The sequence below is a fragment of the Gordonia iterans genome, assembly GCF_002993285.1.
Classification (GTDB): Bacteria; Actinomycetota; Actinomycetes; order Mycobacteriales; family Mycobacteriaceae; genus Gordonia; species Gordonia iterans.
Map to the genome: position 1 here is coordinate 1,136,801 of NZ_CP027433.1, position 12,695 is coordinate 1,149,495.

At 68.1% G+C, this 12,695-nt stretch carries 12 protein-coding genes and 1 pseudogene; 5 read left to right on the forward strand and 8 right to left on the reverse strand.

Annotated elements, in window-relative coordinates; translation table 11 throughout:
* Positions 1-67: 67 nt before the first annotated feature.
* Both C6V83_RS05295 and C6V83_RS05300 read left to right on the forward strand, forming a co-directional pair.
* Positions 68-616, forward strand: coding sequence for a putative immunity protein (locus tag C6V83_RS05295; protein ID WP_105941515.1), 549 nt, complete (start codon positions 68-70; stop codon positions 614-616).
* Between the two features lie 235 nt (positions 617-851).
* Complete coding sequence (locus tag C6V83_RS05300; protein ID WP_159067447.1) at positions 852-2,642, forward strand: DUF222 domain-containing protein; 1,791 nt, start codon at positions 852-854, stop codon at positions 2,640-2,642.
* Positions 2,643-2,974: 332 nt separating this feature from the next.
* Here C6V83_RS05300 and C6V83_RS05310 read toward each other — a convergent pair.
* The 6 genes and pseudogenes from C6V83_RS05310 to C6V83_RS05335 form a co-directional block, all read right to left on the reverse strand.
* A pseudogene (locus tag C6V83_RS05310) lies at positions 2,975-3,214 on the reverse strand (integrase core domain-containing protein); the annotation flags it as partial.
* A gap of 26 nt (positions 3,215-3,240) precedes the next feature.
* A complete protein-coding gene (locus tag C6V83_RS05315; protein WP_105940840.1) occupies positions 3,241-4,386 on the reverse strand; it encodes an IS110 family RNA-guided transposase in 1,146 nt (381 codons plus the stop codon).
* An 88-nt stretch (positions 4,387-4,474) separates the two neighbouring features.
* Positions 4,475-4,876, reverse strand: coding sequence for a DDE-type integrase/transposase/recombinase (locus C6V83_RS05320; protein WP_105941518.1), 402 nt, complete (start codon positions 4,874-4,876; stop codon positions 4,475-4,477).
* On the reverse strand, positions 4,837-5,343 hold the full coding sequence (locus C6V83_RS05325; protein WP_159067448.1) for an IS3 family transposase: 507 nt from the start codon (positions 5,341-5,343) through the stop codon (positions 4,837-4,839). The genes C6V83_RS05320 and C6V83_RS05325 overlap by 40 nt, the downstream gene beginning before the upstream one ends.
* A gap of 29 nt (positions 5,344-5,372) precedes the next feature.
* Positions 5,373-5,690 (reverse strand): transposase, encoded by a 318-nt coding sequence (locus C6V83_RS05330; protein ID WP_105940842.1) that lies wholly within the window; start codon positions 5,688-5,690, stop codon positions 5,373-5,375.
* A gap of 77 nt (positions 5,691-5,767) precedes the next feature.
* Entirely contained in the window at positions 5,768-7,243 is a 1,476-nt protein-coding gene (locus C6V83_RS05335) for an MFS transporter (protein ID WP_105941520.1), read from the reverse strand.
* Positions 7,244-7,284: 41 nt separating this feature from the next.
* Here C6V83_RS05335 and soxR point away from each other — a divergent pair, with 41 nt between their 5' ends.
* A complete protein-coding gene (soxR, locus tag C6V83_RS05340) occupies positions 7,285-7,752 on the forward strand; it encodes a redox-sensitive transcriptional activator SoxR (protein ID WP_105941521.1) in 468 nt (155 codons plus the stop codon).
* A gap of 51 nt (positions 7,753-7,803) precedes the next feature.
* On the opposite strand, the gene C6V83_RS05345 is transcribed toward soxR, so the two are convergent.
* A complete protein-coding gene (locus C6V83_RS05345) occupies positions 7,804-8,607 on the reverse strand; it encodes a class I SAM-dependent methyltransferase (RefSeq protein ID WP_105941522.1) in 804 nt (267 codons plus the stop codon).
* A 525-nt stretch (positions 8,608-9,132) separates the two neighbouring features.
* On the opposite strand from C6V83_RS05345, the gene C6V83_RS05350 reads away from it, so the two are divergent.
* Entirely contained in the window at positions 9,133-10,233 is a 1,101-nt protein-coding gene (locus C6V83_RS05350; protein WP_105941523.1) for an AI-2E family transporter, read from the forward strand.
* Here C6V83_RS05350 and C6V83_RS05355 read toward each other — a convergent pair.
* Complete coding sequence (locus C6V83_RS05355) at positions 10,185-11,207, reverse strand: GmrSD restriction endonuclease domain-containing protein (RefSeq protein WP_105941524.1); 1,023 nt, start codon at positions 11,205-11,207, stop codon at positions 10,185-10,187. The genes C6V83_RS05350 and C6V83_RS05355 overlap by 49 nt on opposite strands.
* A 67-nt stretch (positions 11,208-11,274) precedes the next feature.
* Between C6V83_RS05355 and C6V83_RS05360 the strand changes: the two genes are divergently transcribed.
* Complete coding sequence (locus tag C6V83_RS05360; RefSeq protein WP_105941525.1) at positions 11,275-12,687, forward strand: carboxylesterase/lipase family protein; 1,413 nt, start codon at positions 11,275-11,277, stop codon at positions 12,685-12,687.
* Positions 12,688-12,695 lie beyond the last annotated feature (8 nt).

Consider the following 12,695-nt stretch of genomic DNA (forward strand, 5'->3'; position numbering starts at 1 on the left):
CTGACCGTCGCCGAGATCATCCTGGACCCGCTCTCACCGGAACCAGTTCGCGTGGGAGATTGGACCCATGGCTTCTCCACAAGCGCTCAGTGAGAACGATCGCCGGGTGGTCGCCGCGTGGGCCGCCGACTGCGCGGAGCGTGTCCTCGCGTTGTTCGAGGCCGAGGCTCCCGACGACGGCCGAGTGCGCGACGGCATCGAGCGCACACGCGCGTTCAGCCGTGGCGAACTCGACGCGGCGGGTGAGATCCGCCGACGATTCGTCGCCGGTCGTGCGGCTCAGTCGGCGAGGTCTCCGGCTGCGGTGGCCGCGGCTCGAGCTGCCGGGCAGGCGTCGGGCGTCGCCCACATGGGCGCGCATGCGCTGGGAGCCGCCGCTTATGCGGCGAAAGCGGCCGCACTCGACGCAGCCGACCAGGAGGCCGCCCGCCGGGACGAGGTGCACTGGCAACTCGATCACATGACGTCGGAAGTCCGCGCTGCGCTGGCGCGTCTGCCCTTGCTCGGGGAGGACTCGTCGGGTCCGTTGGGCACGGGTCTGCTGTCGTCTGGGGTCCTCGCCGTGACGATCCGGGAGATTCAAGCGGAGCTGTCACGCACCACCGGCACAACGTGACCGGCACTGTGATCCCGCTGATGTTTGGGTGAGCGCCCCGTCGATGGTTGAGTGAGCGCAGCCCTTCGACGGGGCTCAGGAACCACCCTTCGACGGGGCTCAGGAACCACCCTTCGACCGGGCTCAGGAACCTCGAGTCGAAATTACCTCCTTCGTTGATTGAGCGAGCGCAGCGAGTCGAAATCCCGCCTCACCCGAGAAGCAGACACCGATCTTGTCGGACCCCCGTCGTAGAGTGACGTCAGACACAAAAGATGAACGGCACCAACGGCTCTACCAGCGGGAACAGCACTTCGGGGAGGTGAACATCGTGACCGTCAACGGCATCTCGTACAACGACGACGCCGCCCGGAGTGCGCCCAGCACCGAAGGTTTCGACACCGCCGGTTTCGACCCCGACACGGTGATCGCAGGCCTGTCACCAACACAGCTGTTGGCGGTGCAGACCGCCGCCGAGAATCGCCTCACCGCTGAGGCGCCGGCTCTGTTGGCTGGCGAGTCTGAGGACGGTCTGTTGGGGTTGCTTGACGCTCGTGAGCAGTGCCGCCGCCGCGCCGAAGTGTTCGATGCCGCCCTGTACGTCGAGGTCTCGGACCGGGGCGTGTACCGCACCGCCGGGCATATCTCGGTTCATCAGTTGTACGCGTTCGGGCTGCGTCTGGGGGCCGGTGAGGCCCGCCGACGCCGGGTCACCGCCGAGGGCATCGGCGCGATGGGCGCCCTGACCGGCGAACGCCTCGAACCTCGCCTGACGGCGACCGCGACGGCGGTCGCGGACGGAGACGCCGGCGGCGCGCACGTCGCCGCGGTCACCGAGATCATGGACAAACTCCCCTCGGCGGTCACTCACGATCAGCGCGTCAAAGCCGAAGCGATGCTCGCTGATGCGGCGCGGCGTCTGGACCCGGCCGCGGTCACCGTGGTCGGTAACCGGATCCTGGCGTGGCTCGACCCCGACGGCACCCTGGCCGACGACCACGACCGGGCCCGTCGGCGTACGTTCAACCTGCAGCCGCAGAACCGGCAACTGATGAGCAAGGTCCGGGCGCTGCTCACCCCGGTGCTGCGCGCGAAGTTGGAGGTGGTCTTGCATCAGTGGGCCACCACCGGGATGAACAACCCCGACGACCCCGACTCCCCCCGCGGCGCCGCCGACCAACCCGGCCTCGACCCCGCCGTCCTGGCAGCTGCGGCAGAGCGGGACACCCGCACGCTCGGGCAGCGTCAGCATGACGCCCTCCAAGCATTGTGCGACTGGGCCCTCGCGCTGGCCGGGCAACCCGCACCCACCCGGATCCCCTCACAAGTCGTGGTCACCGTCACCGACGAGGACCTGGCCCGGCAAGCTGGGATCGGCTGGACCGCCACCGGCACCCGCATCCCGGTGTCTGATCTGGTGCAGTTCGCCGCCGACACCATCCCGTATCTGGCAGTGTTCTCCAAGGCCACCGGACAAGTTCTCTATTTGGGGCGCGCGAGCCGGTTCGCCACCGCGGCGCAACGGTTGGCGTTGTTCGCCCGCGACCGGGGCTGCACCGCGCCGGGCTGCACCGTCCCGTTCATCCGCACCCAAGCCCACCACATGCCCGATTGGACCGACGACGGTGTCACCGACCCTTCGACTCCGCTCAGGACAGGTATCGATCGTCTGGGTGGGGCGTGCGGACGGCACAACCGCATGAACGGCAAGACTGCCGGGCATTGGGAGTCGACGGTCCTCACCTTCGGGCCCGACGCCGGACACGTCGGGTGGCGGCCCGTCGGACGCGGCACCCCGTGGCAGAGCAACATCATGTTCCACCCCGAACGCCTCGCACCCGACCCCGGGCACAGCCACCCGACCACAGCAGCCGAACCAGACGACCCCGCGACTCGCGAGGAGGTTGTCGGATCACCCGGCGACATCGGACCGCCCGATGTCAGGGCACTGCTTGCCGTGATCGCTTCACCGGATGCGACCGGGCCACCGGGCGAACACCGGACTGCCCGTCCATTCCGGATCGTGCACGGACACTGGGTCGCCTGACACCGGGCCACCCGGTCAGTCCACGGTGCCCGCTGGTACGCGGAGGCGGCGCTGAGGGCGGTCACCGGCCCCGGCAGCGTTCCTTTCGACAAGCTCAAGGGGCTCGGCAAGCTCAAGGGGCTGGACAAGCTCATGGGGCTCGGCAAGCTCATGGGGCTGGACAAGCTCAAGGGGCTGGGGCAAGCTCATGGGGCTCGGCAAGCTCATGGGGCTGGGCGAGCTCTATGGGCTGGGCTGTCAAGCCCCGGGTTTCTTGGAGACTGATTTAGTTGGTTTCCTTGGTTGCCAGAGCCGAGTTGGCCTGGACGTGTGATCGGCCTGCAGTGGCCGTGTCAGGCGGCGTTCTTGTCGTCGGCTGCTTGATCGAGGCTGGCCCAGTAGGCGGCCTCGTACTCGGCGGGCGGGACGTGTCCGAGCTCGCCGTGGAGCCGTCGCTGGTTGTACCAGTCGACCCACTCGGCGGTGGCGATCTCGAGGTCATCGATGCCGTGCCACATCCCCTTGCGTCGCTGCCTGGGGCCGCGGACCAGCTCGGCCTTGTACAGCGAGTTCAGCGCCTCGGCCATCGCGTTGAAGCTCCTATAGATTTTCAAGTCGATCAGGCCGCAATTTCGGGTTCGTCGACGCGGGGTTCGGCGGTGGTATCCGGTGTGGGCAGGAGTCGGAAGAGTTCACGTGCGAGGTAGCGCTTGAGGCAGCGGATGATTTCCCGTTTCGACAGGCCCTCGGCGGTGCGACGGGCGACGTAGTCGATGGTGGGCTGGTGCCAGCGCATCCGCACGATGACGACCCGGTACAGCGCGGCGTTGGCCTGGCGGTTCCCACCGCGATAGAGCCGGTGGCGGTTGTTGGTCTTGCCTGATCCGGCCGGGATCGGACAGGCGCCGCACATTTTGGCGAACGCCGCCTCGGACTTGATCCGGTTGGTGTTGTCGCCGGCGGTGATCAGCATCTGGGCCGCAGTGTCGTAACCGACGCCGACAGCCTCGATGAGCCGGGGTGCAGTGGCCGCGGTGAGTGTCTTCAACGACGCGGCGTGAGCCTTGGCCTCTTCATGCAGCGCCAGCCAACGCTGCGCCATTGAGGACAACACATGTCGCATCGCGGCCTCTGGATCGTTCGGGACAACTACGGCTGGTGCTCCACGGCGAACGGGTGGCAATGGGGTCGGGCCTTCCAGTGCCGCGCACGCGGTGATCAGCTTGTGGTCAGTGAGCTTCTCCAACTTTGCGCGCAGCGCTTCGCTTCCCGTCGCGAGGGTCGCTTTGAGTGTGATCATGGTGGTGGTTCGGGCTTGGACGGCACCGTCGTAGGCAATCTTGACCAGCCTGATCGTCTCCACTGCACCATCGGCGGTCTTCGGTGCCGATAAGCCGTGGCCGGCCAGCAGCTGCCGAGCGGCGTGCTCGGCGTCAATGGTGTCGTTCTTCCCCGCGAGACGACGTTCGGCGGCCCGCGCGGGACGGGCGATCTCATGGACCTGGTGGCCGTGGTTGCGCAGGTAGCGGGCCAGGCCGACGCCGTAGGAGCCGGTGCCTTCAACGCCGAACCCGATCAGACTTCCGGCCGGGCCGACCAACGCCAGACAGAAGGTGACGAGCTCGTCGAATCCGGCGACCGTGGCCGAGATGACCACATCACCGAGTCGTCCGCCGAGACCGTCGATCGCGACTGCTACGTGGTTGTCCTTGTGGGTATCGACACCGATGATGACATCGTCACGGCGGAGCTGCATGCTGGACATTAGGCTATGGATTCCTCTCTCGCATTCTGGGTCCATGGCTCAGCTGGCCGGAGTGGGCGGACAGGACTGCGATGAGACCCTGGTCGAGTCAGGCTCCTATCAGGTCACTGCCCACCCGGCCAGCAGCCTGGGTGAACGCCACCACCCGGGGTCGACAGGTCAACGCGAAGACACCCGCAGGGCCGGTCGTAGCAGGGGTCAGACACCAGGTGGTGACGCATACACGATCCTCGCAGTCGTAACTGTCGCCCTTGGACCCCACCGAGGCGACCACGTCGGCCTCAGCGAGCCGCTGGGTGTAGCGGATCGCTCGGTACTGGGCGCCCCTGTCGGAGTGGTGGACCAGTCCGGTCAGGTCCCGCCCGTCGCGCTGGCGACGCCAGATCCCCATCTGCAGCGCGTCCAGGGCGAGGTCGGTGTAGAGGCCCGTCGAGACCTGCCAGCCCACGATCATCCGCGAGTAGACGTCCAGTACGAACGCCGCGTACACCCACCCGACATCGTCCTCACATATGTCAGATCCGCTACCCACAACCGGTCGGGCCGCGACGCGGTGAAGTCACGGTCGACCAGGTCAGCGGGCCGGCCGGTCTCCGCCGCGGGCCTGGTGGTGCGGGGATGCTTGTCGCGGAGCACACCCCGCAGCCCGGCGGTCCGCATCAGCCGCTCGACCGTGCACCGCGCCACCGACTCCCGGCCCGGCCCCGCCGACTGGCCGGGCTGGCTCGGCATCTGCCGGTTGATCTCGTGCCACACCTTCCTCGCGCCGTAGACCTCCATGTTCTCCTCGTGCTCCTTCCTGATCATCTTGGTCAACTCCTCATCACGGATCGACCGCGGCGAAGCGGGCCGAGCCTTGTAGGCGTAGTAGGTCGACGACGCGATCTCGGCACTCGTGCCCTCCAAGGCAGCCAAGACCGGCTGGACGCCGCCGTGTTCCTCCGCAACGGAGTCCACGAACTCGACCCTCAACGCCGTGGGAACAGCTACCTCGCCGGACGGTCCAGCTCCGCGGCGAAGAAAGCCGATGCCTGCTTCAAGATCGTGTTCGCCCGCCGCAACTCACGGTTCTCCCGCTCCAACTCCGCGATCCGGCCCGCCTCGGCCGAGGTGACACCCGGCACGACACCGCCGTCGATCTCGGCCTGCTTCACCCACGTCCGCAACGCCTCGGGATGCACCCCGAGCTGGTCCGCAATCCGCTTAATCGCACCGACCTTCGATGCCGGATCCCGCCGAGCCTCCACCGCCAACCGAGTGGCCCGCTCCCTCAACTCCAACGGGTACTTACGCTGTGCTGCCATCTTCCTCTGTTCCTCCAGGTTTCGATGTCTCCATCAAACCCGGGGCGGGACAGGCAGGTTCAAGGGGCTGGACTAGGTCATGGGCTGGGATGCGACTCTGCGCCGGCGCGGCGGCGGACGTTCTTCAGTGAGAATGCCGCGGTCGCGATGCCGGCGGCGCCGAGAAGCGCGACGCCGAAGCCCATCGTCGTCGCCGAACCCACCACCGTGGGGCCGCCGGCGGCGACCAGCACGCCGATCAGCGCCGAGGAGATCGTGTTCGCAATGAGTTCGGCGGTGCCGACCCCGGCTGCGGCTTTGGCGTTCTCCGAGTCGTCGTCCGAGCTCTGCATCGCCGAGACCGACAGGTGGGGGAAGGCGCAGCCGACTCCGGCGCCGGCGATCAGCAGCGCCGTCGCCCACAGGCAGACGGTCCAGGGACCAGCGTCGGTGCGCTGAGCCGCGGCGAACACCGCCAGTCCGACGGTCATCAAGACCGGGCCGGCCAGAACCAGACGCCGACGCACCCGCGGGGAGTCCACGCTCGCGCTGAATATCTGCACGGTGCTCCATCCGATCGACACGGTCGCTCCGAAGATGCCCGCGAACAGTGGGGAGAGGCCACCGAGGCGCTGCCCGAAGAACGGCAGAAAGATCTCGACCATCGCAGCGGCGCTGAGGATTCCGAGTGTCAGGTAGATCCACTTGAGTGGATTGCCTCGCTGATAGGTGATGTGCGGCAGGACCGGCGACGACGCCCGACGTTCGGTGAGAACGAAGCTCGCGGTCAGTGCGACACCGATCAGCAGCGCGGCGACGGTGGCCGTGCCGCCGGACACCACCGCGGCCATGCTGAACGCCGCCGTGGCGAGAACGAGCAGAGTCAACGAGAGCAGCGGGAACCGGTCGCCGGCGCCCTCTGCCGCGGCATGGCGGGGGAGGACGCGCAGCGCGAGGACCCCGAGCACCACGGCGACCGCCGCGAGCAGACCGAAGGCCCCGCGCCACAGACCCCACTGCGCGAATGCGCCGCCGAGAGCGGGTCCGATCAGCGTGCCCACACCCCACATCGCCGACACCACGCCGGTCGCGCGGGTCCACAGCCGTTGCGGCAGGGCGTCGCGGATCACCGCGTAACCGAGGCCGGCGAGGAGGCCGCCGCCGAGCCCCTGCAACACCCGCATCACGAGCATGGATTCCATCGACGGCACCAGGGCCGCACCGAGAGCGCCTGCCCCGAACAGGAGGAAGGCGATCAGATACGACTGCGCGGCGCCTCGTCGTGCGAGCAGTCGCGCGACAGTCATCGAGGCCAGCACCGAAGCCACCATGAACGTCGTGGTGACCCACGAGAAGTAGCGCTGGCCACCGATGTCGTCGATCGCCGACGGCAGCAGGGCTGCCGTGACGAAGATGTTCATCGCGTAGATCGCGATGCCGCCGGCGAGGACGGCGACGGCTGCCGCATGCGCCGGGCTGAAAAGATCGCGCCAGCTTCCATTGAGCTCGCCGATCGCCGATTCGCCATCGGCCCCAGGGCGTTGAACTGCACTTTCATCGGGTTCTATGGTCATGAGTGATAACGTAGAACCTAAACAATGGTTGAGGTCAAGAGATGGAATCTGCCAAGCCCGCACCCACGGATCTGCTCTCGGTAGGGGAGGTCTCTCGCCGGACCGGTGTCGCGGTCTCGGCCTTGCACTTCTACGAGCGCGAAGGACTGATCACCGCCACTCGCTCGTCGGGCGGACAGCGCCGCTACGCCCGGCACGTGATCCGGCGGATCTCGCTCATCCAGGTCGCCAAACGCATGGGGATCCCGCTCTCGGAAGTTGCGGAGGTCTTCGTCGACCTTCCGCACGACCGGATGCCGAGCAAGACCGACTGGCGGCGCATCAGCGAACGCTGGCAGGGCAAGCTGGAAGCGCGCCGCCGGGAGATCGAGCGGATGGAGAGTGAATTGTTCGAGTGCATCGGATGCGGCTGCCTGTCGCTGCGCAACTGTCGCGTCCTCAATCCGGACGACGCGCTCGGCTCTGACGGCGCCGGACCGCGCCTGCTCCCCGAAATCGCACCGGAGTAGGTCTCGTGCGGGCCGAACGGTCGGGAATGCGGGTGAAGCGAGAGTGAGCGTCTAGAACGTCAGGCGGGTCACCGAGGGGCGCACGTCGCGGATCTTGGGCAGGCTGCTGAATTTCTTCAGCAACGACGACGCCCATACGCCGCGGCCGGGCGGGAGATCCAGATCGGTCACGGCGGTCACGCCGGGCACCTCGATCAGTTCGGCGGCCTCGCTGACGGAGAGCGCGAACGGCATCGGCGGCGCCTGATACCGGGGTGTCAGGTTCAGCCCGGACAGGGTCTTGCGCGAGAACCAGTGCGGAATCGAGTCGAAAATCAGGACTCCGCCGGGAAGGCGTTGTGCGAGAAAGGCGATCAGTTCGCGCGCCTCCGTCGGCGTGAAGTACATCAGCAGGCCTTCCGCGGTGACCACCACGCCGTCGCCGGCGTCGATCCCGGCCGCCCAGTCGCTGTTCAGTGCGGAGCCCGGCCGGTGCTCGACGGTGTCCTCGGGCGGCAGCAGGCGCTCGCGCAGGGCGATCACCTCCGGCAGATCCACGCTGATCCACCGGTTCGCCGGGCGGCCCAACCGCCAGTACGAGGTCTGCAGGCCTTCGGCGAGGGCGACGACAGTGGCGTTCGGACGTACGGCGAGATATCGGGAGATCTCCCGGTCCATCAGCTGTGCGCGAAGGGGATGGGTCTGGCTGGGTTTGCCGAACCTGTCGTAGTCGGTGTCGACGGCCCGGTAGAGCTCGACGGCGAGGGGGTCGTCGTACGGCGAGTCGGGGCGCATGGCCTCCACGGCCCGGTTGCGCAGGGTCCACAGCGTGGTCTCGGCGACGTCGTCCAGCTGGTCTCCCCGGATCGGCTCCATGCAATTAGGTTACCCTAACAACTCACCCCACCTGCGCAGTGGCAGGTGGGGTGAGTTCCCTCCGACAGGGTCGTGCTGCGTCTGTGATCAGCCGATCGACAGGGTGAGCGCGATGCTCAGCAGATCGCCGCCGAAGATGGTGAGATCGTTGAAGAACTGGGTCAGAGCCGGGAACATGTCATGTCCTCTCGTTGCGATTGTCGTACATCGGTTGATGTGCGAAAAGCGTTACACGTCAATCGGATTCGGTCATCTGGAAGGGGGCTGAATCACAATGGAAAGCACTGTGTGCCGCTCCGCACAAACGCCGTCTGCGTGGACTCGCATATGGTCTGGGCTTCGTCGTATGCGTCACGCGCCGCGAAGATTCACGGCCCGCGAAACTCTGGCGTCACCCGGTGTTCACCGGACGGCGGCTGCGCGGTCGCGAGATCTCCCTCGACTCACCCTTGACCTGAGGTTGAGGTCAGTCATAATGACGCCGAGCATCGAAGTGGTCGATGGTCGACGACGGAGGTGCACGGAATGAGCGCTGATCGAGCCACACTCGCCGGGCGGATCCGCCGGTGGGGCCTCTTCGCGTGGTCGCTGCTCGGGGTACTCGGTCTGATCGTGGTGATCGCGCTGGGCCTCAGCGCGATCAGCGGAATCCTCGTTCCGCTGATCGTCGCGGTGATTCTCGGCGTGGTCCTCGAACCGATGGTCGCCTTCCTCGAGCGCCACCGGGTGCCGCACACCCTCGCCGCGACGCTGACGTTGCTCGCTGCGATCGGCGTGGCCGCGCTGACCGTCTTCGTCGTCTTCCGGGGCTTCATCGACCAGTGGTCGGAGATCCAGCGTCAGCTGACACTGGGCTGGAACAGCTTCACCGACTGGGCGCGGTCGCTCGACCTCGAAGATCGCTGGCTCGAGCAGGCGCGGACGGCTCTCGAAGACCTCGCGCCACAGGTCGGACAGGGAGTGATGGGCGCGGTCGCCAGCACCTTCTACGGCACGGTGTCACTGTTCATGGGCTGCTTCTTCGCGCTGTTCTTCATGTTCTTCGTGCTCCGCGACGGCAAGCGCTTCGCGGCCTGGTTCGCCACTGCCGCTCACCTCGACTTCGACACCGTCGGTGACGTGACCGAGATCTCCCGGCAGTCGATCCGGGGATACTTCCGGGGCACCGCGATCACCGCCGTCGTCACCGCGCCGATCTTCATGGTGCCGCTGCTCCTGCTGGGTGTACCGCTGGCGATCCCGATCTTCGTTCTGTACTTCTTCCTGTCGTTCGTGCCCTTCCTGGGAGCCTGGATCGCGGGCGCTTTCGTGGTGCTGATCGCCTTCGGCTCCGGAGGCACGACGGCCGCGGCCATCATGGCGGTGACCTTCCTGATCTCCAACGGCACCATCCAGAGCGCAGTCAGTTCGTGGGCTCTGGGATCGTCGCTGCGCCTGCATCCGGTCTCGGTGCTGCTCGCCACGATGATCGGCGGCACCGCCGCGGGCCTGCTCGGGATGGTGCTGGGCGCACCTCTGCTCGCTGCCGTGGTCAAGTCCGTCGAAGCGGTGCAGCGGCGCAGTGCCGAGCGGGAGACTCACTCGCAGGCGACGCCGTCGCCGTCCCGGTCGAGTGTGGACGAGTAGCCGGGCTGACCCCGATACAGGGGCGCCTTGCCCGCGGCGCGGACCGCCGCACAGTTCTTGTAGTACACCTCGCCGGCCGGCGGCTCGACGAACTGCCGCGGCTGCGTGGTCCGCTCCGGCTGGGTCCGTTCCGGCTGTGGCGGGCGGGCGCTCCGGGAGGTCGTCTCGCCGGTGGGCGCCGAGGTGGCGGGTACGGCGCCCCCGCACGCGGTGAGGACCCGCTCCATCGCCGCCTTCTCGGCCGCGGTCACCCAGAGCCGGTACGCGGCCTTGACCTCGATCTGCCGGGCCACATAGGTGCACCGGTAACCGCGGTTGGGCGGCAGCCACGTGGCGGCGTCGCCGTCGCCTTTCTGCTGGTTCGCGGGCCCGTCGACGGCCTGCAGATTCCGTGGATCGTTGGCGAAGTCCCGCCGCTGCGCCGACGTCAGCTGCTGGGCGCCCTTCTGCCAGGCGTCCGACAGGGCGACCACGTGATCGATCTGCACGTCGTTCGAGGTCCGCTCCCCGCGTACGAAGGCGATCGTCTTCCCGGTGTACGGGTCGGCGAGCGTCCCCGAGGTCACCACGCAGTCCCGGGTTCCGGCGCGGGTGATCGTCTCAGTCAGGTCGCGGCGCAGGATGTCGTTGCGGGTGTCGCAGCCGTTGTGGCCGAGCTCGACGTCGACGTCGTCGCTCCACCGCTGTCCGAACAGGTCGCGCGAGTAGCCGGTCTTCGGTGCGCGGCCTTTGACCGGGAGGGTGCCCAGGGTGCCGAGTGCACGGGACGCGCGGGCGTCGTCGGCCGGATCACGGTCCGGCTCGGTCGTGGGCGACGATGCGTCGGCGGCGCTCTCCGGCGGGTCGACCCAGGTGGTGACCGTCGTCGTCGTCGGTCCGTCCGCGGCCTGGTTCCCGGGCTCGCAGGCGGTCAGGGACGATGCGACCGCGACGGCGACCAGGAGTGCGCTCACGCGGCGGGCGGCGGCGGTCATCTCGCTCCGGGAGTAATTCGGCACATCGGGCCCAGTATGTCTGATCAGCCGCGTAGGGTCCGAATCCGTGAGCGACGATGCAATCGATCAGCCGACAGTCACCGTCAGCGGGGGCCGGATCCGCGGCGCCGCGTCCGGCGGCGTCCATGCCTTTCTCGGCGTTCCGTACGCCGCGCCGCCGACCGGGCGGGCCGCGTTCGAGGCGCCGTCCCCGGTGGTGTCGTGGGAGGGAGTGCGCGACGCGACCGCTTACGGCCCTACGGCCCCGCAGATCGGTTATCCGACGCCGATCGCCGCGCTGTTCGACAACGTCATCGAGCTCGGCGACGACTACCTGAACGTCAACGTCTGGACTCCGGACCCGGGGTTGAGCGGACTGCCGGTGATGGTGTGGATCCACGGCGGCGCCTTCTCCCGCGGCTCCAATCGCCTCGCCTTCTACTCGGGGGAGGCGTTCGCGCGGGACGGCGTGGTGATGGTCGGCGTCAACTACCGACTGGGAACGCCCGGATTCGGCTCGGTCGCCGGCGCGCCGGAGAACCGCGGCCTGCTCGACCAGATCGCCGCGTTGCGGTGGGTGCAGGAGAACATCGCGGCGTTCGGCGGCGACCCGGACCGCGTGACCATCTTCGGCGAGTCCGCGGGCGCGATGAGCGTGGCTTCGCTGGTGGCCTCACCACGAGCGAAAGGCCTGTTCCAGCAGGCGATCTCGCAGAGCGGAGGGGGCGGTGTGGCCGCTCGCGTCGCCGACGCCCGCCGGGTCACCGCGCGCATCGCCGAGATCGCCGGAGTAGCCCCGGATGTGGAGGGCCTCTCGTCGCTCAGCAGCGACGAACTCCTGTCCGCGCAGACCACGATGGCGCTGGAGCTGACGATGAACCCCGACCCGGCGATCTGGGGACCGTCGATCATCGAGAACGGTTTGGGCATCATGAGCCAGGTGCCGGTGATCGATGACAACGTGCTGCCGGACAAGCCGGTGGAGCTGATCGCCGGTGGCGCCGGTGCCGGCATCCCGATGATCGCGGGGTGGAACGCCGACGAGTACCGCTTCTTCCTGGTGCCCACGGGTGTCGCGGACATGGTGACCCCGGAGGCCGCGCGAGGCCTGCTGAGTCGTTCCGATCGGGCGGTCGAGCAGTTCGACGCTCAACTGGAGGACGGGGTGGCACCGGGCGATGCGCTGTGCACGGCGCTGACCGAGCTGGCTTTCGCCGCTCCGGCCCGGGCGATCGCCGCGGCGCGGCCGGAGAGCCCGACCCACCTGTACGAGTTCGGCTGGCAGAGTCCGGTCGGCGGAATCCGGGCCGGCCACACGGTGGAGCTGCCGTACGTCTTCGACCGGTTGACACAGGCGCGCAAGCTCCTCGGCGACGACCCGGATCAGGGGCTCGCCGATCAGATCCACGGCGCCTGGGTACGCTTCGCCGCGACCGGAGACCCGGGGTGGCCGGCGGGCGAGGTGCGCCGGTTCGGTTAGCCCGCGAT